We start from the raw sequence: 18,734 nt of genomic DNA, 5'->3' as shown, positions 1-18,734 counted from the left end.
TACAAGGCAGAGAAATATGAAAAATTCTGTATTTATCGGGATAGGTGCGAGTGCCGGAGGGTTGCAGGCGTTAAAAGAGCTGTTTCCTCTGCTGCCCACAGACCAGGAGTATGTCTATATAATTGCCCAGCATCTTGACCCGCATAAAAAAAGTGCCCTGGCCGAAATATTAACCGCATATACGGTTATGCCTGTCTCTCTCATCACAAAAGATCAGCAGTTTTTGCCAAACAATGTCTATGTTGTTCCTCCGGGATACAACCTCATCTACACACGCCACCGACTGCTCCTTGAAAAAGCACCCGATACTCCCCATATTCCGACGCCTTCTATCGATGTATTTTTCAAAGCGCTCAGCAGTTACAAAAAAGAAAGCTGCCTCGGCATCGTCATCAGCGGGACAGGACATGACGGAACTGCGGGTGTGAGAACCATCAAAGAAAACGGCGGGATCACCGTCGCCCAGTCTCCCAAAGAAGCCCAGTACCCGGAGATGCCGCAACATGCGATTGCAAGCGGTTTCATTGACTATATATTTGAGGTAAAAGAGATCGCCAAAAATCTTGTAAACATCGTGCATACCGCACCTGAACCTTTTATGAAGATTGTAAAACTTCTCAAAGGAAAAGAGTCCCTTGACATACAAAAGTATAAAAAAGAGACTATTATGAGACGACTGAGCAAACGCATGCTTCTGAATAAATGCGCAACGCTTGAAGAGTATATTGACTATATCAATGCCTATCCGGATGAGTTGCATCTGTTGTATCAAAACATCCTTATCGGGGTTACAGAGTTTTTCAGAGACGAAAAATCCTTTGAAGCACTCAAGCAGCATCTTGAAGAGTATCTCTCTGACAAGCCAGACAGCTATGATCTGAGAGTCTGGTCTGTTGCCTGCTCTACAGGAGAAGAGGCTTACTCTCTGGCTGTCACCATTGACCAAATCAAAAAAAAGCTCAAAAAAAATTTCGATGTTCATATTTTTGCCACAGACATTGACGAAAAAGCACTTGACATTGCAAAAAAAGGGATCTACTCCAAAAAAGCACTCCAAAAGACTCCAAAGAAAATACGCAAAGAGTATTTTGTTCCCTTGGACGGAGCCTACAAGGTCAAAGAGTCTATTCGTTCTCAGATTATTTTTACAAAACACAATGTTTTATGCGATCCGCCTTTTATCAATCAGGATATTATCAGCTGCAGAAATTTTCTTATCTATATTTTGCCTGAGGTCCAGGAGGATCTTTTTGTGCTCTTTCATTATGCGCTCAAAGAAAAAGGTCTCTTGTTTTTAGGCTCCTCGGAATCAACACTTACAAGCGTTGCCTATTTTAAAACGCTCAACCAGGAGCATAAGATTTACATCAAAGAGCAGCTTGAGAATCCTCCAAGAATCTCTTCGCACTACTTTTCAACACATACACATGCCAAACAGAACCTCTCGGAAGTAAAAACATTTACCCTCAAAGATATCAACATACAAGAAGAGATAACAAATACCATATTTGAACTTTTCTCTTCGGAGTGCATTATCGTCGATACAAATTTCACCATTGTCTACAAACAGGGAAACAACCCTTTTTTAGAGCTTAATGACGGTTTTGTGACTTTGAATATTGTCGAAAACCTGAAAAAAGAGCTGCAGTACAGCGTCAAAAAGATTCTTGATCAGACTGCAAAAAGCGCAAAAGTGCAGAGTACAAAATTTATCGAAGTCAAACTCGGCGAGGACAGGCAGAGCTTTGTCAAAGTGATTGCCACTCCTTTTGCGAACAAACATGACGCTGTTTTTATTTTACTCTACTTTCAGGAACTCAATGCCAACAATCTGGAGTTCAACACCCGAGAAATAGTCCTGCCAAACGAATCGTATGTGATAGAAAACCTTACAAACCGGGTGCAGGAGCTCCAGGAGGACAATCACGCTCTTTTGGATGAGCTGATGCTTTCCAAAGAGAATATGCAACTGCTCAATGAAGAGCTCCAAAGTGCCAACGAAGAGTTGCAAAGTGCCAACGAAGAGCTCGAAACTTCCAACGAAGAGCTGCAAAGCTCCAATGAAGAGCTGCAGGTATCCATCACAAATGAACAGAAGATGCAAAGGCAGCTCTCTTTGATTTTGAATTCCACGCATGACGGTATCATCGGGCTTGATCTGCAGGGGTGCCATACTTTTGTCAATGAAGCTGCCCTTACAATGCTGGGCTACACAGAGGACGAGCTGCTTGGGAAAAACGCCCACAGAATCTGGCATCATACAAAACCCGACGGCAGCCACTACCCTCTTGATGAGTGTACCCTGCATCTGCATCTCATCAAAGGTATTTCTATCCGTAAAGAGGAACTTTTTTTCAAAAAAGACGGCACTCCTTTTAATGTTGAAGTGCTGCAGAATCCTATTATAGAAGAGGGAAAAGTCAACGGGGCTGTGCTCTCTTTTCATGACATCACACAAAAGAAAAAACTGCTCCAAGAGGCTGAGTATGAGCACAAAATGAACGATTTGTATCTCAACTCAACAGAAACAATAGTGCTGATTTTGGATCTTCACGGAAGCGTACAGATGATAAACAACAGTGGTTCCAAACTGCTCAGGCTGCCAAAAAAGAAGATACTCGGCAAAAACTTCATTCAGCATTTTGTACCAAAATCAATACAGCCGAAGATGCAGAATGTTTTTGATGCGATTGTCTCTCAAAAAGCAAAAGCTGCCAAAGAGTACAAAAGTCAACTGCTGGATGCAGAGGGCAACGAGCACACTGTATCATGGCGAAATACCTGCATCAAAGACAAAGACGGCAATATCATCAACATAATAAGTTCCGGTGTAGACATAACCGACCAGGAAACGCTCACAGAAAAGCTTTACGAACAGGAGCATCTTTACAAACTGACTTTTGAAGAGGCAGACATAGGCATAGCGCATGTCTCCCTTGAGGGAAAATGGATAGATACCAATGAATACCTCACAAAACTCCTGGGATACACAAAGCAGGAGTTCAAAAACATGCATGTCTCCGACATCACTTTTGCCCAGGACAGAGATACAGACAGATACATGCTTGAACAACTGCAAAACAATGAAAAAAAATCATACCATATTGAGAAGCGTTATATCCATAAAAACGGCACTGTCATCTGGGTAAGTCTGGCAGTGGTGCTTTTAGTCGACGAACAGAAAAAACCGCTTTATCTGCTCAAAATAATTCGGGACATATCACAACTCAAGCTTTTAATGTACCAGCTGGAAGTCGAAAAGAACAGATTTGAAAAAATGATAGAGTTTACACCCATTCCTTTGATGCTCTACAATGCAAACGGGGAAATTTTAATGCTCAACAGAATTTTTCAGGAAAATACAGGCTATACCCTCAGCGAAATTCCGACAATCGAAAAAATGCTGAAAAAACTCTTTGTTCACGAAGAGGAAGAAAGTATGAAAAGCATTAGGCAATACTACAAAAACCCTCTAAAAAAGCCCAAACAACAACAGAGTATTACCACAAAATCAAAAGAGCAGAGAGTCGGAGTTTTGCATGCCGTCAAACTTGACGACCAGTACAACGGCAATGAAACCCTGTACCTCATAGCCATTGTTGATATCACCGATATACAGAGAAAAGACGAACTGATGATTTCACAGTCCCGTCAGGCAGCCATGGGCGACATGCTCTCCATGATAGCCCATCAGTGGAGACAGCCTTTGAGTGTGATCTCCATGGTCGCAAACAATATTCAGGTACAGCTTGATCTGCAGGGAAATGTTGATGCAAAATCTCTGCAGGAACTCATTCATACACTCAACGGACAGACGCAATACCTCTCGCACACCATTGATGACTTTAGAAACTTTTTCCAGCCTGACAAAAAGAAAGAGCTTGTCACGGCAGATACTGTTTTGAAAAAACTCACACATCTTGTTGAAAAATCTTTAGAGAACAATGCCATCACACTCTCCCTTCCGCAAAACAGCGATATTGAATTCTGTACCTATCAAAATCAGCTGCTGCAGGTCCTGATCAATATACTCAACAATGCCAAAGATGCCATTAAAGAGAACAGAAGGGAGGGAGGCCGCATCAGTATAAATGTGACAACATCAGAGCAGGAGATTCTCTTTAATATCTGTGACAACGGCGGAGGCATAAAACCGGAAATACTCAAAAAACTCGGAGAGCCCTATGTCACATCAAAATCCAAAAACGGCACAGGACTTGGCATATATATGTCCAAAATTATTGTAGAAAAACATCTTGGGGGAAAACTTTCATGGAAAAGTGATACCGAGGGGAGCTGTTTTTCAATTTTGCTGCCACTGGATACAGTGTGTGAGTCTTAATTTAGAGGTGCCCTTAAGTCATCATAAGTTATTTTTCTGCTAAAATAACAAAATATAAACAAAAGGAATCGAAAATGTTTGGATGCAGTGCAAAACTTGAAAAACTTGAAAATGAATATAAAGCAAAGATAGCAGAGATGGAGGCTGAAAATAACAGGCTTTATGATGAGATTCAACAACTGAAAAATCAGCAAAACACCCAAGAGAGTACTTCCGGGATGAAAGATGATGCTTTTGTCAAACTCATCATAGAGAGCTACAGCAGCGGCACACACTTTTTGCAGGGAACCATCGAAGACAATCTCGTTCAACTTGAAGAGATTAACGAGCTCAATGATAAAACAAACAACAGAATGCACAATGTTGAAGAACAGACTGCTGAAATCATCTCTACAACAGAAACAATTCAAGAACATGCCAATGCTTTGGGAGAAGACTCAAATGCGCTCAATGACAGTGTTATGTCTATCTCAGAAATCATCAATCTCATTAAAGATATTTCGGATCAGACCAACCTGCTCGCACTCAACGCAGCCATAGAAGCTGCCCGTGCCGGTGAGCACGGACGCGGTTTTGCCGTTGTTGCCGATGAGGTAAGAAAACTGGCAGAACGTACACAAAAAGCAACCCAGGAAGTAGAAATCAACATCAACGGACTCAAACAAAACTCCAACTCTATTATAGAAATCGGCAACACTTTTATGAATGAAACATCCAAAGTGATGGAAATAGTCGATGTTTTTCATGAAAATATCCAAAAAGTTGTCGAAAACTCCAATGAGATTAAAAACAGAACACAACGCCTGACAAATGAATTCAATGTCAGTAACGGAAAAATTGACCATATTGCACTCAAAATCAAGGGATACAAAGCAATCCTTGATAAAACAACAACTGATATTCCGGATGAAAACAGCTGTCGGTTTGGCAAGTGGTTTTCAGAAGTGAGCCACACTCTGCTTAAAGGAAACACTCATCTTTCAAGTATTACACAACATCACAAAACAGTGCACCAGGGACTTAAACAAGCGATACAGGAAAATATGCAGGGGAATTTTGATACAGCACTTCAGGTATTGCAAGAGGTCGAGCATGCAAGTGAAGTCGGCTTTGAAGAGCTTCTCTCTGCCGTAAAAGAGTCAACAGGCAGATAAAGTCTAAAAGCCTCTTGTATCCAAACCTTTTGTCAAGGAGTCATCCAGTTCAAGGGCATATTCAGGGTTGCGTCTGTGCAGCTCTTTGTCAAGTTTTATGATGATGTCTTTGTTCACATTGGGATGATGACAGATTCTTAAAATCAGTTCCGAATATATTTCAAATTTCGGATGAGCACGCATACCCAGTTTTTTAGGAATTTTTCCGTAATACTTCAGTATCAGTTCAACTGCTTCTTTGAGCTCCTCTGTTGTTGATTTTTTATCTTTTATCACGTTCAAAAGCATCTCGAAGTCAGGCTTGACCTCCCTTATATGCATTGGCTTTTTGGCAGTGTTTCTCTTGTGCGGTTTTTTTGCATGTAAAAAATAAAAATACAAAAGGACCAAGATGCCAAGCGCTCCGCTCAAGGCAGCCAGAGATTTTATAAGAAGTGTTATATCCATTGCAGCAGCCTTTTTTAAAAGACAAAAGGTATTAAGCGTTTTGTCTTTTTCATATATGCAATATATGCCGGATTATGGCATTGCCACAAACTCTCTTCATAAAACAGTTTTGCCAAAAGCGTCAGCAGCAAAAAAAGGAAAAGCACAAACTCGTAATAGGTAAAATAGATCACGGCGACACCAAACATACTCACCAAGACCGAAAGATACATAGGATGCCTCACGTATGCATATATACCGCCTGTGACCAGTTCACAATTTTCTTTTATATCGGGGCGAATATTAAAGTTTCCTCTTTTATGTTCTCTTATCGCCAAAAGTCCGATGCCTATTCCAAGACCAAGAATCACCAAACCGCTATATAAATGCTGGGTTTTTGAGCCCAAAGGCAAAATCATCAAAAATATAATAAAAAACTGCAAACCGACCAATATCTTACTTTTCATTTACTCTCTTTTTAGAACTCATTATACTGGAAATAACAACAAAAACAAGTGAAAACAAAACTGTTACAAATATAATAGCATATCCCGTCGGCAAATCTAAATAGTATGAACCAAAAAGTGCTAACACAATACTCACAGAACCAAACAGACAGGCAAACACAAAGGGCTTTGTTTTTCTTTGGCTCAACCCTGCAAATGAAGGAGCGATAAGCAGAGCAAACACAACCAGCACACCGGCAGACTGCACCGATGAAGTCACGGTTAACGCAAGCATTGCAAAAAATAAAAACTCTTTTTTTGCACCGCTCATTCTTGGATAAAGCACAAACATAACAAAGGCAATGCCGCTGTATAACAGCAGACTTTTATACAAGTCTTCACTTGAAGTAAAAAGAATATCTGCCGCACTGAGTTTGGAAAAAAGTTCGGTCCCCTCTGCACTTTGCGCAAGTATGAGCATTATAGAAGATATGCCCAAAGCATATAACAATCCTATAAACGCTTCAATCTTTTGTACTTTTTTTGTAGCCCAGGTAATAATTACGGCAGCCAAAAGTGCAAAAAGCAGGGTCATGGCACTTTGATACTGCGAATCCATAAATGCAACACTCAGCGCCATGCCGACAGCGGCAATCTGCCCTATCGCCAGGTCGGTAAAAACAACACCTCTTTTAATAATCTCCAAACCAAATACAGAGTGGATAAACACTAAGGCAACAGCCAGCACAAAAGCCGGCCACAGTAACTCGACTACTGACATATTCTCTTAGCGATTCTGTTATAAAACTCTTGCAGTGTTTTACTGCCGTCAGCCCCTAAGTCATGGGGAATAATCAGAACTTTTGCTCCTGTCTTTCCTGCAATGAATTTTGCTGTTTTTTTCTCATGGTAAACATCCTGCAAAATCTTTTGCACACCCTTGTCTCTCATTATATTGATCAATTCCAAAGTGTGTTTTGAGCTCGGAGCAATCCCGGGAAGCGGTTCAATCGTTCCATATATTTTATAGTTGTATCGCTGTAAAAAATAGTTAAAAAGCGGATGATACTGTACGACCTTTTTATCTTTACATGTAAGCATTTTTGCATCAAACTTTTGTAAATAGTTTTGCCAATCATTTGTGAACTTTTTCAAATTTTTTTCATACTCCCCTGCGTGCTGCGGGTCAATTTGCGAAAGTTTTTGGGCTATGGCTTTTGCCATCGGCAGGACAGCATAAGGATCTGTTGTATAGTGAGGATTGCCCTGTGCATGCACATCACCAAAAGCACGTGAAACGGTTGTCGGTACATTTATCAAGTGCACATAGTGAGACAGATCCAAAAAACCTTTGGCTCCGTTTTGAATCTTGGCATTGTTTGCAGCACGTAAAAGCGGAGGCAGCCAGCCAAGCTCCAAACCTGCTCCGTTAATGATGAGCAAATCTGCACGACGGAGTTTTGCGATAAGCGAAGGCTTGGGCACAATAAAATGCGGGTCATACTTCGAACTTCCAAGAACCGTTACATGTACTAAATCTCCTCCTATTTTTTGCGCAATGGCACCGGCTGTTGTATATGTTGTATCTATTTTAACTGTAGCAAACAAAAAGTTTGTGAGTAAAACTGTTAGTAGTATAGTTTTAATGTTTATCATATGTTTCTCCTAATACGAGTGCGCGCCATGTGCACCTGCTGCAATGTTGAGTGAGAGCATTACTTCACTGATGTTTTTTCTCTCACCGGCTATGATTTTTGTTCTGTCGTAAGTATAAGAGAGACGCAGACGTGACATCGGAAATGGTTTATACTCCAGTTCGGCTGTGTACCTGTCCAAATTACCCGTGTCAATGCCCGCATAAGAAGACAGGTCTGTCTCATTTTTTGTAATTGCCCCATAACGCAAACCTGCTGAGTAGTTGTTGTTATACTGATAAATCAGTTCACTGTAAAGTCCTGCCTGTTTATCTGTTCCTGTGCCGACATCTTTGTTTCTGTAAAGATATTCGCTCTGCCAGACAACTGCGCTGTAGCTTCCTAACTGCTCACGCAGTGTCAAATCAAGGCCATAAACATTGGTAGTATTTGCTGTTGTATTTTTCCCGTGGGCGATACTCACACCGCCAAGAACTGACAAATCATCGCCAACATCGACACTTGATTTTATATAGCCGACGTAGAGATTATTTGACTCGGTATCGCCAAAACTTTTGTCATTTGTTCCCTGCATCGCTTCTGCACCCGCCATAATATATGTATCTGTCGGGACAACCCATTGGAATTGCACACCAGGATCACTGATGCCATCGTGACCAAAAAGTGTTTCATAAATAACAGGCTGTGCATCAAAATGCCAGGAGTGCTGGTGTTTTGCATTTATGCGTCCAAAATCACTTTTGAATTTTCCGGCTTTGACTCTTAGCCCATAAGGCAGAGATGTAGTCAGAATATATGCCTCACCTATTTCAAACTCGTTTGGCTGCAGATGAAAATATGCATAGGCCTGAAAATAGGGATCAACTACAGAGTGCATGGCTATTTCTGCATAATTAAGATTAAAGCCTCTGTTTTTGTTAAAGGGCAAAGGCGCCGGTGATATACCATCATCATTTATAAGACCCGGTATCTGAAAATTTTCATAATCACTGTTTTTCACATTCCGACTTACTGCCGACATATTTAAAATCAAAGCGATATCCGGCAAATAGGCATTTTGAGAAAAAGAGGCAGAGGTATTGACACTTTGTGTCACCTGCATCTGCGATTGTTTTGTATTCAAAGCCTCAAATTTCGCTTCTAGTTTTTGCATACTGATTTTTTGTTGTTCCAACTGCTGTTTGAGTGCATCCATATCTGCATCCGCAAATAAAGAGGAGCATACAAGCACAGAGAGACAGAGTCTTTTTTTCATTGTTTATTCTCCAATATTTTAGTAGTAATTTTTATGTTTTTTTTTTGAAATCCAAGCTGCACTATTTTGAATCGGTACTTTCTCACGCTAAAGCATGACTTGTGAAAAAAACCAAATTTTTTTCTGCAGTGCCGACTGCTGAAACATTCCTGCCATTCTCGCCCGCACTGAAGTACGGGTTCCGAAAAAGTTGTCGGCATCGGTACTTTCTAACGCTAAAGCGTGACTTGTGAAAAAAACTAAATTTTTTTCCGTAGTGCCGACTGCTGTTTCTTTCATGCCACTCTCAACCCGCACTGTGAAGTACGGGTTCCGAAAAAGCTGCTTGGATTAAACGGTATTGAATTAGGAGATTTTTGGAGGGGCCCGTGCGTAAAGAGTGTTGTGAACCTGCTTTACATGTAACGAGACTAGAGGCGCAACAACAGATTCTTTCAGTATTTCCAGTGCTGTCAGATAATTTATGGCAACAGGGGTATCGGCATGTGACAGGCTTGACTGCACTGTACAGATTTTACAGTCGTTATGCTGTTTCAAATCATTATGATGATGAAAAACACCCATAAAAGTTGCAATAATAAAGATAATACTGAGATATTTTTTGAAAAACTGAGTTATCATAATGAAATTTTATCATAATTATCAGTTGATTAAAAGAAATATTTTACACAGCTTTTACACTTCATTGTTATACTATTGCTATTTTTAATATTAACGGAGGAGCTTGTGAGTAAAAATGTTGTACTGGTATTCGAAGCAAATGATACAGATATAGTAGATATAGAAAACTATATAGCTTCCCGTGGCTATGAAATAAAAAAAATAGATAAAAAAACAAAAAAAGCAGATAAAAATATTATTGAATTTGCAACAGGCTACCATTTCAATCTCAAAACAAAAGAAACTTTTTATCAAAACCAAAAGCTCAAACTGACTAAAAAAGAGAGCCTTTTTTTGAAACTTCTTCTCCTGAACATGGGGCAGGTAGTCACCTTTGAACAGGCCACAAACTATATATGGAACAAAGAAGAGCTGATAACCGAAAACAATTTGCGAACCTTGGTATGGCGGCTCAGAAACAAACTAAAAACTGACATTATCAAAAATAATCAGGGGATTGGTTATTTTATAGAAGCTTAATGATTTTACTATAAACAGATGGTGGACAGCTAGGGATTCGAACCCTAGGTAGATTGCTCTACACCCGCGTTCCAGGCGAGCGCCTTCGACCACTCGGCCAGCTGTCCTTTGTTGTAAGAGCGGTATTATAGCAGAGCTAAGTTTTAATAGTGCTAAAAGTTTGTAATTTTGTATCATAAACAGTATATGACGCATAAGGAAGCGCAATGCCAAAAGCATCTTCGAGTGACAGATTTTGCACAACTGCCATAAAAGTTCTAATGACCCCCGCATGCGTGACCACTAAAACATTCTCACCCTTTTGCGCAGGCAACTCTTCGAAAAAGAACGTTTTGACTCTTTGCATATATTTTTCATAAGACTCACCGTCAAGGGCTTTTATCCACTGTGCAAAGTTTTCATATTCTATACCCTGCGCCCTAATCTCTTCATATCCGAGTCCTTCATGTCTTCCCCATGATTTTTCCCGCAATTTTGATGTATATACTGCTTTTTTTGCCTGGGAGAAGGGTTGTATTGTCTCTTTTGCCCGCCTGAGATCTGAACAGTAGACCAAATCAAATGCCTTACATGTAAAAGCTTTCGCCAGCTTTTTGGCATCCTCATGCCCTTTTTTTGAAAGGCCTATGTCATTATGTCCGTTGTATTTGCCGATATATGCCTTTTGCACTTCACTATGGCGGATAAGTGTTATTTTCATACCAAACCGACTATAAGAACATTTAACAGTACAAGTTCTGTCACTTCTATGCAAAAACCGTAAATATCACCCGTAAACCCGCCGTATCGCTTCATAAAAAAATGTTTGCATACAAACAGCACCAACAAAGCAACAAACAGCAAAACAAAACTGTGAAAGAGTATGCTGATTGCTGTAACATATACCACACTTATCAAAAACTGTTTTTGCGAAAACTCTTTTTTTGCCAAAGCACCCATTCCGTTTGCAGAGAGATAGGGATAGAGACAGATTGCAGCAACTGCCGTAAAACGTGAAAGCATAAGCACGACAGGTAAAAGATACATCGCATCCAAAGCCGCTACAGAAGATGCCTTGAGCAGTAAAAACACTACCGTAAAAATCATACCCATCCCGCCGTTATAGGGGTCTTTCATTACATGTAAGGCCTTTTCTTTGGGAACAAACAAGCCGTCTACAGTGTCTGCGAAACCATCAAGATGCAAGGCACCTGTCACTAAAGCCCACAAGGAAAAAACAATGAGGCTACCATGTAAAGGCGGAAAAAAAAGAGTAAGTAACAAAAAAGTACCATACAAAAGCAAACCGAGCAAAAAACCGACAAACGGATAAAACATCACCGCATAGCCGTTTATGCCTTTATAAAAATCATGCACTTTAAAAAAAGGAAGAATGCTGAGCATTGAAACAGCCAGAGTAAAGCCTTTGAAGAGTTTGCTCATTTTATCTGTGTACTGATTCCGGCCACAACATGATAGACCTCATCACATTTTTGTGCAAGCATTTGAGAGAGCTTTCCGCTGATATCCACAAACTGACGGGCAAGTTTATTCTCAGGAATAATGCCACAACTCACATCATTCATAACAAACACAATGTCTTGTTTTAATGCTATAACATTCGCCAATTCCGCTTCCATTTCCGTATAACTTTTTTCACGATAGAGCATATTATTGATCCACATACTTACACATTCAACAAGTACCGCACCCTCCTGTAAAGCTATTTTTTCTCTGAGATTTATCGCCTCTTCGACTGTGATGAAATCACTCTTGCGTTGCTGCTGGTGCTGTGCTATACGTTCTTGCATTTCATCATCTATGAATTCTGTTGTTGCAAGATAAACAGGTTTTTTGTCTGAGAGTTGTTTAATGTAATTTTCGGCACTACGGGATTTTCCACTCTTAATGCCGCCTATAAATAATGTTTTCATTTTAAAATTATAGCAGTTTTATAATATTTTTCGATATTATTGCATAAAATAATTTCCGGAAGCGATGCTTTAGCTTCGTCTTTTAGTCTTCAAAACACAAAGCCCGTACTAAAGTACGGGTTCCGAAAAATTAATGAGGGGAGATATAACGTGCTGAGCATTTCAACTTTTTTGCAACTTCTAAAAGAGTCCTTCCGTGACCTTTTGCCAATCATACTTGTGATTATGTTTTTCCAGCTTGCCATCATCCAGAGTGTCCCGCCAAACTGGCTGAGCACGGCCATAGGTTTAGGCATCGTCGGTGTGGGGCTTGCCGTATTTTTACTTGGTCTTGAAGTCGGGATTTTTCCTGTAGGAGAAGGGCTTGCGAGTGAATTTGCCCACAAAGGCTCAACCTTTTGGATTTTGATTTTCGGCTTCATGATAGGTTTTGGAACCACCATTGCCGAACCTGCGCTTATCGTCATCGCAGACAAGGCTGCAAGTATCAGTGCAGGACGGATTGACGCTACAGTGCTAAGAACTGTTGTTGCCTTTTCTGTCGGTTTTGCCATTGTTTTAGGGGTATGGCGCATCATTAAAGGGCATCCTATCCACTACTACATTATTGCAGGGTATATCCTGGTTGTCAGCGCAACGGCTTTTGCTCCCCAGGAGATAGTGGGCCTTGCCTATGATTTGGGCGGAGTTACCACATCCACTGTCACCGTTCCGCTTGTTGCCGCCCTTGGTATAGGACTGGCTTCTACCATCAAAGGGCGTAATCCTGTACTTGACGGCTTTGGTCTCATCGCCTTTGCTTCGCTCACACCTATGATATTTGTACAGTTTTACGGTATCGTTGTGTACCAGTTCATAGATGCTTCTGCAACTGTTGTTCCTGCTGTTATCAAAGAGATTGAGACAGTCAACCTGGACTTTAGCGCCATGACAATCTTAAAAGGACTACTGGGTGTCATCACAGATGTCCTGCCTATTTTGGTGATTATTCTCTTTTTTCAGTACATCATTCTAAAAAAACCCATAGAAAATCTCAAGAATGTGATGATAGGTTTCGGGCTGGTTATCCTGGGGCTTGATGCCTTTATAGTCGGCTTGGAGATGGGACTTTTTTCTGTCGGTGAGACTATGGCATTTGAGCTTACCCGTTATGACAACAACCTTATCATCTACTCTTTTGGTTTTTTTATCGGTTTTTCAACCACCATGGCAGAACCTGCGCTTACAGCAATCGCAAGAAAAGCAAAAGAGGTCAGTGACGGTAAAATCAATGACTTTGTTCTTCGTCTTTTTGTAGCGCTGGGCGTTGCTATAGGAATTGCACTCGGAGCCTACAGAATCGTTACCGGCGGTGAAATAGTCTACTACATCATAAGCGGATATATTTTTGTCATCATCCTCACCTTTTTGGCACCAAAATACATTATTCCCATCGCCTATGACAGCGGCGGAGTCACAACCTCAACCGTTACCGTTCCTCTTGTTGCTGCTCTTGGACTTGGACTGGCAACAAACATAGACGGCAGAGACCCGCTCATAGACGGTTTCGGACTCATTGCCTTTGCTTCTTTGTTTCCAATGCTTACCGTTATGCTCTATGGTATTATTACAGAAAAAATGGGAGTTAAAGGAGAGCGGGAAAAAGAAGAAATCCATATGGAAGAGTTGCGACATGCACTTGAAGATGTACAGAATATGGAACTCTCAACTATAAGAGTGGACGGTGCAGACGCACTACACCACTCTCCGCATATGAGCTTTTCTGCAGTACATGTAATCGTTCCAAAAGACAAACAGGAAGAGGCAATTATTGCAGCAAGAGATGCGGGTGCAAGAGGGGTAACTATCATGAGTGCACACGGTATGGGGCTTGAACATATGGAAAATTTTTATGACAGACTCCATGCGGGCGCAACTGATGCAAACCTGATGTTTATCACCCAGACAAAAAATGTTGACAAAATTATAAGAGAAATAATAACAAAACTCGACATCACAGGAAACGGCAGAGGGCTTACCTTCGCCTACCCTGTTTCTCACATCAAAGGCCTGCGTCTGAAACTCACTGACTTATAATGCTTTCTCGGAACCGGTACTTTCTATGCTGAAGCATGACTTGTGAAAAAAACTAAGTTTTTTTCTGCAGTGCCGGCTGTTGCAATAGTTTTGCCGCTCTCAGCCCGGACTGAAGTCCGCGTTCCAAAGAAATGCTTACTTCTTTCTGTTTTTTTTATGAAGTCTTCTTCGAAATTTTTCTATTTTATCTATCTCGTGTTTTTCCAGCGAAATACTTATATTTTCTACCTCTTCACCTATTTTTACACTCAGCATTTCGGATTTTCTCATGGCCAGAATCTGTGAAGAGAAGATACTTCTGTGCCCTGAAATCAAGAAGCTTATAACTGCTGCAAGTGCTGCATAGTGTGCGATATCTATCCCGAAGAGTTCTACTGCCATAATCGTTGAGGCAATAGGTGTATTTGTGGTGGCCGAAACAACACTTACAAAGCCGAGGGCTGCAAAAAGCGTAATATGTTCGGGAGAGATGATGGAGCCAAAAAAATGCCCGCTTGTTGCCCCGATGTAAAAGATCGGCGTAATGACACCCCCGCTTCCTCCTGCGGCAAGAGAAAGAGAAGTAAATACTGTTTTTAAAAGAAATGTATACCAGTGAATGTCCTGAGATGCAGCGGTATGGGGATTGAGAGCATCTGCAATTGTACTCATTCCCAAACCTATATACTGCTCACCGAAGACCAAGGTCAGTGCGACTATCAAAATACCGCCCACAAAAGCTTTGATGTATGTATTTATTTTGATGCTTTTTACATATGTATGGCTGTAGGAGATTGTTGTTATCACTATATCAGAAACAAAACCGAAAAAGAGTCCGGCAATGACCACTTTGGCTATCAGCCAGATATCCAAAGAGATATCCTGAAAAAAATGCAGGTCATAATAGGTATATTCTATCCCCAGAAACTGGGCTGTTGTAAAAGCGGCAAAACCTGCAATAAAAGACGGCAGAAGCACATCATACATAATCACACCGATAATTAACACCTCAACACCGAAGATTGCTCCGGCTATCGGGGTACCGAAAACTGTGGCAAAACCGGCACTGATCCCGCATACAACAAGCTTTTTTCTGTCTTGTTTGTGAAACTTCAAAAGCGTAGAAATAAAAGAGGCAACACCTGCCCCGATCTGCGCGCCAGGACCCTCTTTTCCGACAGAAGCACCTGCAAAAATACTTAAAACGGTCGCAAGTGTTTTTACGGGAATGACCGAAACATCTATTTTCCCGTTATCTTTATGAATTGCGGAAATAACTTTTTCCGTTCCGTGCCCTTCTGCACTCGGGGCAAAGGTTTTCACCAGCCATACAGTCAGAACAAGGGCAAAAGGAAGCGTATAGTAGTATTCAAACGGCAAAAAAGAACGGCTTGTTTCACTATAGGCTAAAATTTTTAAAAAGCCTGTAACTGTTGCACCAATCATTATGCCGATAATTGATGAGAGAAAAACCCATTTTGTAACACTGAAAAAAATAGCTGTCTGTTCTGTTATATGATTTTGTATCATCTCATTTTCTACTTTAAAGTCTTTAAAAAGATTATAACACTTTTTATTAAGATTGTATTAGAACTTTTTCCAAAAAGAACTGCTGAGCAGGACAAAAACAGTATAACACTCCAATCTGCCTATAATCATAGCCACGGAGAGAAAGATTTTGTCAAAATCAGAGAAAAAAGAAAAGTTGTCTGCAGGGCCTACCATAGAGAATCCGGGACCGATATTGCCTACTATGGCAAATGCACCCGAAACTGCAGTCATCGCATCATACCCCCGGGCATAAATATAGACGGTTACTATGGCTACAGTAATCATAAAAAGCGTAAAAAAACCAAACGTTGAAGACAAAATCCGCTCTTTTTGCTTGAGCCCGTCGATAAAAACAGAAATAATCATATTTGGATGCAGTATTCTTTTAAGCTCCGCAGAGAGTGTTTTAAAAATAATTACATGGCGGATGATTTTAATGCCGCCTGCCGTTGAACCGGCATTGCCCCCCATCAAAAGCCCCAAAAATATAATTGCTATAGCCAAATGCGACCAGGAGCCGTAATCTATAGTTGCAAATCCTGTTGTTGTCATGACAGAAGCAATCGTAAAAGATGAGTGTTTGAGGGCATCATAAAAAGAATCTCCGCTGATATCTACATGTACAAGACTCAAAGCAAGACTCAGCAGTAAAAAAACTGTAAAATACCATCTGACCTCTTCTGTTTTGTACCCGCTGACATCCCTGAAATAAAGCTTTAAATGGGCTAAAAAATTTATCCCTGCCAGCATCATAAAAATTGTCGTTGTCCAAATAATGCCGTCATTGCCAAAAGAGCCAAGAGAATCATTTTTTGTAGAGAACCCTCCCGTGGAAACTGTCGAAAAGGCATGGTTGAGCGCATCAAACCAACTCATACCGAAAAACTTCAAAAGCAGCATGTCAACCAGTGTCAGCAAGGCATATACTATCCACAGGCGCAAGGCTGTATCTTTTATTTTTGGTGTCAGTTTTTCAAGAGAAATTCCTGTTGATTCGGCTTTAAAAAGAGAGAGGCTTCCCGTAGGATTGATGACTGACAAAAGCCCAACGCCCAAGACAATAACGCCAAGCCCTCCAAGCCAGTGCATCAGACTTCTGTGAAAAAGTATCAAATGGGGCAGAGCTTCTATATCGCTGTAAACTGTTGCTCCCGTTGTTGTAAATCCGCTGACGGCTTCAAAAAACGAAGAGGCAAGAGACACATTTGTATAAAGAAACAGCGGTATGGCTCCGGCAACGCCAAGCAACACCCAGAGCAGATTAACCACCAGGATACTCTCTTTTATTTTCAAATCCAGTTCATGCTTTCTCAGCCACAGCCATACGCCAAGATTGATCAAAAAAAACACCCCGTCATAAAGCAAAAATTTTCCATACGCTTCTTTGTATATAACGCCTATCAAGACATCAAACAAAAAAAGTGCAGAAACAGTAATGCCTATAAGAGAGAGAATCTTCAGCACATTTTTATAGTTCATAAATCCATTCTTTTACTTTTGCACTTGTTTTTACTGCACAAAAGGCTACAATCAAATCATTTTCCTGCAGTCTCACTTTTTCACTGAGACTCCGTATCACATTTTCTCTTATATAAAAGAGGCTGGATTCTTTTACATGTAAAGGTTTTATCACTTTGTCAATAAGCCTCGAGGCGGGAAAAACTTTACGCATAAAAACCACTGCCTTTGCCCCGCAGTAACTTTTTTGAATAACAACACCTGTAGAACTGATCTCTTCCATGATTGCATTGTAGGCACTCATTTTTGGACCTCTGACAACGACTATCCCCAAAGAGTGCATCAGGTTGTAATATTCCATTTCATTGTTAATCGCAACCACTTTTTTTATGCCGCTCTCTTTTGCTTCGAGACATTTTATGATGTTATACTCATCATTGTTGGTCGCTGCTATAAAAATATCGGCACTCTCCAGTCCTTCATCTTCAAAAATATCATGCGAACCGTATTTATAGTTAATGATGGAGACCCTGCCTTTGAGCTCCTCGTCCGCTGTTTCACAAAGTTTTAAATCTTTTTCTACCAGTTTGACCTCTTTGTCTGCTTTTAGAAGTTCCTGCGAAATGGCAATCCCCAGTTCACCACCGCCAAATACAACACATCTTTGAATATCGAGAGTGTTGTCCACATCCAATTTCTGGCACACCTGCTTGATTTCATTTTCATCACCAAAAAAATAGACAAGATCATTGGGAAGAATTTCCACATCTGTATCAGGAATGCAAAAATCCTTCTTGCGTTCAATGCCGACTATTTTAAAATGCTCAGAACTGATGCTTTGCGGAAGTGTTTTGCTTGAAACCATAACAGAAATAAGTTTGCAGGGTGTGTATTTAAAAAATTTTACATTATTTGCTTTTGGGTACAAAAGAAGTGAAGAAACGGCCCCCGAGGTAAGCTTTAAAGGGAAAATAACTTTTTCAACAGCAAGTCTCTTTTGGATAACCTGCTCTTGAAAAAAATATTTTTGCACCCGTACAAATTTTCTCTTTACATGTAAAGCCGCATCTACTGTCATTGCAGCAATAAGATTTACATTGTCAATATTTGTCACTGCTATAAACAGGTCGATTTCCTGACCGGTAAAACGCTTATATGTGTGTATGTCCTCGACATCCCCCTGAAGCGGTAAAATATCCAGACTCTCCTGTATCCTGTCCAAAGCCTGTGAATTTTTATCAATGACAGTAACGTTGTGTCCCACACTCAGTGTTTTGGCAAGGTTAAAACCAACCTTTCCGGCACCCGCAATAATTATATGCATATACCACCCTTAAAA

General features: G+C 40.6%; 17 protein-coding genes, 1 tRNA gene and 1 pseudogene. 5 read left to right on the top strand and 14 right to left on the bottom strand.

The genetic code is table 11. From position 1 onward, the window contains the following. Positions 1 to 16 precede the first annotated feature (16 nt). From MLC52_RS00345 to MLC52_RS00335, 3 genes and pseudogenes are all read left to right on the top strand, one after another. Positions 17 to 4,342: a PAS domain S-box protein gene (locus MLC52_RS00345; RefSeq protein WP_434580735.1), complete on the top strand. Its 4,326-nt coding sequence runs from the start codon at positions 17 to 19 to the stop codon at positions 4,340 to 4,342. 74 nt (positions 4,343 to 4,416) lie between these two features. Then, positions 4,417 to 5,178, top strand: a pseudogene (locus MLC52_RS00340) (methyl-accepting chemotaxis protein); the annotation flags it as partial. Further along, the gene (locus tag MLC52_RS00335) at positions 5,179 to 5,496 is read left to right on the top strand and encodes a CZB domain-containing protein (protein WP_418641421.1); all 318 of its coding nucleotides are present in this window, start codon (positions 5,179 to 5,181) and stop codon (positions 5,494 to 5,496) included. It begins immediately after the preceding pseudogene. 3 nt (positions 5,497 to 5,499) lie between these two features. Here the strand turns inward: MLC52_RS00335 and MLC52_RS00330 are convergent, their stop codons facing one another. The 7 genes from MLC52_RS00330 to MLC52_RS00300 all read right to left on the bottom strand — a co-directional run bounded on the left by MLC52_RS00330 (position 5,500) and on the right by MLC52_RS00300 (position 9,899). Continuing rightward, positions 5,500 to 5,943 carry a hypothetical protein gene (locus MLC52_RS00330; protein ID WP_434580734.1) on the bottom strand — a complete coding sequence of 148 codons (444 nt, stop codon included), beginning with the start codon at positions 5,941 to 5,943 and terminating at the stop codon, positions 5,500 to 5,502. Between the two features lie 14 nt (positions 5,944 to 5,957). Beyond that, complete coding sequence (locus tag MLC52_RS00325) at positions 5,958 to 6,389, bottom strand: methyltransferase family protein (protein ID WP_346389097.1); 432 nt, start codon at positions 6,387 to 6,389, stop codon at positions 5,958 to 5,960. Continuing rightward, positions 6,379 to 7,149: a metal ABC transporter permease gene (locus MLC52_RS00320; protein ID WP_151901408.1), complete on the bottom strand. Its 771-nt coding sequence runs from the start codon at positions 7,147 to 7,149 to the stop codon at positions 6,379 to 6,381. Before MLC52_RS00320 ends, MLC52_RS00325 begins: the two co-directional genes overlap by 11 nt. Then, positions 7,140 to 8,024 carry a metal ABC transporter substrate-binding protein gene (locus MLC52_RS00315; RefSeq protein ID WP_346389096.1) on the bottom strand — a complete coding sequence of 295 codons (885 nt, stop codon included), beginning with the start codon at positions 8,022 to 8,024 and terminating at the stop codon, positions 7,140 to 7,142. Before MLC52_RS00315 ends, MLC52_RS00320 begins: the two co-directional genes overlap by 10 nt. A 9-nt stretch (positions 8,025 to 8,033) precedes the next feature. Then, positions 8,034 to 9,278: a hypothetical protein gene (locus tag MLC52_RS00310; protein WP_434580732.1), complete on the bottom strand. Its 1,245-nt coding sequence runs from the start codon at positions 9,276 to 9,278 to the stop codon at positions 8,034 to 8,036. An 87-nt stretch (positions 9,279 to 9,365) separates the two neighbouring features. Continuing rightward, complete coding sequence (locus tag MLC52_RS00305) at positions 9,366 to 9,557, bottom strand: hypothetical protein (RefSeq protein ID WP_434580730.1); 192 nt, start codon at positions 9,555 to 9,557, stop codon at positions 9,366 to 9,368. A gap of 66 nt (positions 9,558 to 9,623) precedes the next feature. Continuing rightward, the gene (locus tag MLC52_RS00300; RefSeq protein ID WP_151901411.1) at positions 9,624 to 9,899 is read right to left on the bottom strand and encodes a hypothetical protein; all 276 of its coding nucleotides are present in this window, start codon (positions 9,897 to 9,899) and stop codon (positions 9,624 to 9,626) included. Between the two features lie 105 nt (positions 9,900 to 10,004). Here MLC52_RS00300 and MLC52_RS00295 point away from each other — a divergent pair, with 105 nt between their 5' ends. Then, a complete protein-coding gene (locus tag MLC52_RS00295; RefSeq protein ID WP_230973279.1) occupies positions 10,005 to 10,418 on the top strand; it encodes a winged helix-turn-helix domain-containing protein in 414 nt (137 codons plus the stop codon). A gap of 19 nt (positions 10,419 to 10,437) precedes the next feature. On the opposite strand, the gene MLC52_RS00290 is transcribed toward MLC52_RS00295, so the two are convergent. From MLC52_RS00290 to cobU, 4 genes are all read right to left on the bottom strand, one after another. Further along, positions 10,438 to 10,525, bottom strand: a tRNA-Ser gene (locus MLC52_RS00290). Positions 10,526 to 10,554: 29 nt separating this feature from the next. Then, a complete protein-coding gene (locus MLC52_RS00285) occupies positions 10,555 to 11,118 on the bottom strand; it encodes a histidine phosphatase family protein (protein WP_434580728.1) in 564 nt (187 codons plus the stop codon). Next, positions 11,115 to 11,840 carry an adenosylcobinamide-GDP ribazoletransferase gene (locus MLC52_RS00280; RefSeq protein ID WP_434580726.1) on the bottom strand — a complete coding sequence of 242 codons (726 nt, stop codon included), beginning with the start codon at positions 11,838 to 11,840 and terminating at the stop codon, positions 11,115 to 11,117. Before MLC52_RS00280 ends, MLC52_RS00285 begins: the two co-directional genes overlap by 4 nt. Further along, complete coding sequence (gene cobU, locus MLC52_RS00275; RefSeq protein WP_346389093.1) at positions 11,837 to 12,331, bottom strand: bifunctional adenosylcobinamide kinase/adenosylcobinamide-phosphate guanylyltransferase; 495 nt, start codon at positions 12,329 to 12,331, stop codon at positions 11,837 to 11,839. The genes MLC52_RS00280 and cobU overlap by 4 nt, the downstream gene beginning before the upstream one ends. Positions 12,332 to 12,481: 150 nt before the next feature. Between cobU and MLC52_RS00270 the strand changes: the two genes are divergently transcribed. Beyond that, positions 12,482 to 14,407: a DUF1538 domain-containing protein gene (locus tag MLC52_RS00270; RefSeq protein WP_346389092.1), complete on the top strand. Its 1,926-nt coding sequence runs from the start codon at positions 12,482 to 12,484 to the stop codon at positions 14,405 to 14,407. A gap of 135 nt (positions 14,408 to 14,542) precedes the next feature. Here MLC52_RS00270 and MLC52_RS00265 read toward each other — a convergent pair whose 3' ends face one another. The 3 genes from MLC52_RS00265 to MLC52_RS00255 are packed head-to-tail and all read right to left on the bottom strand — an operon-like array spanning position 14,543 to position 18,719. Beyond that, positions 14,543 to 15,916, bottom strand: coding sequence for a chloride channel protein (locus MLC52_RS00265; RefSeq protein ID WP_434580723.1), 1,374 nt, complete (start codon positions 15,914 to 15,916; stop codon positions 14,543 to 14,545). Between the two features lie 57 nt (positions 15,917 to 15,973). Next, positions 15,974 to 17,416: a TrkH family potassium uptake protein gene (locus tag MLC52_RS00260; protein ID WP_346389091.1), complete on the bottom strand. Its 1,443-nt coding sequence runs from the start codon at positions 17,414 to 17,416 to the stop codon at positions 15,974 to 15,976. Next, complete coding sequence (locus MLC52_RS00255; RefSeq protein ID WP_434580721.1) at positions 17,406 to 18,719, bottom strand: NAD-binding protein; 1,314 nt, start codon at positions 18,717 to 18,719, stop codon at positions 17,406 to 17,408. The genes MLC52_RS00260 and MLC52_RS00255 overlap by 11 nt, the downstream gene beginning before the upstream one ends. Between the last annotated feature and the right edge of the window lie 15 nt (positions 18,720 to 18,734).

This window comes from Sulfurimonas sp. NW15 (genome assembly GCF_051132285.1).
Lineage (GTDB): Bacteria > Campylobacterota > Campylobacteria > Campylobacterales > Sulfurimonadaceae > Sulfurimonas > Sulfurimonas hydrogeniphila.
This window is presented reverse-complemented; position numbering and strand designations above follow the sequence as displayed.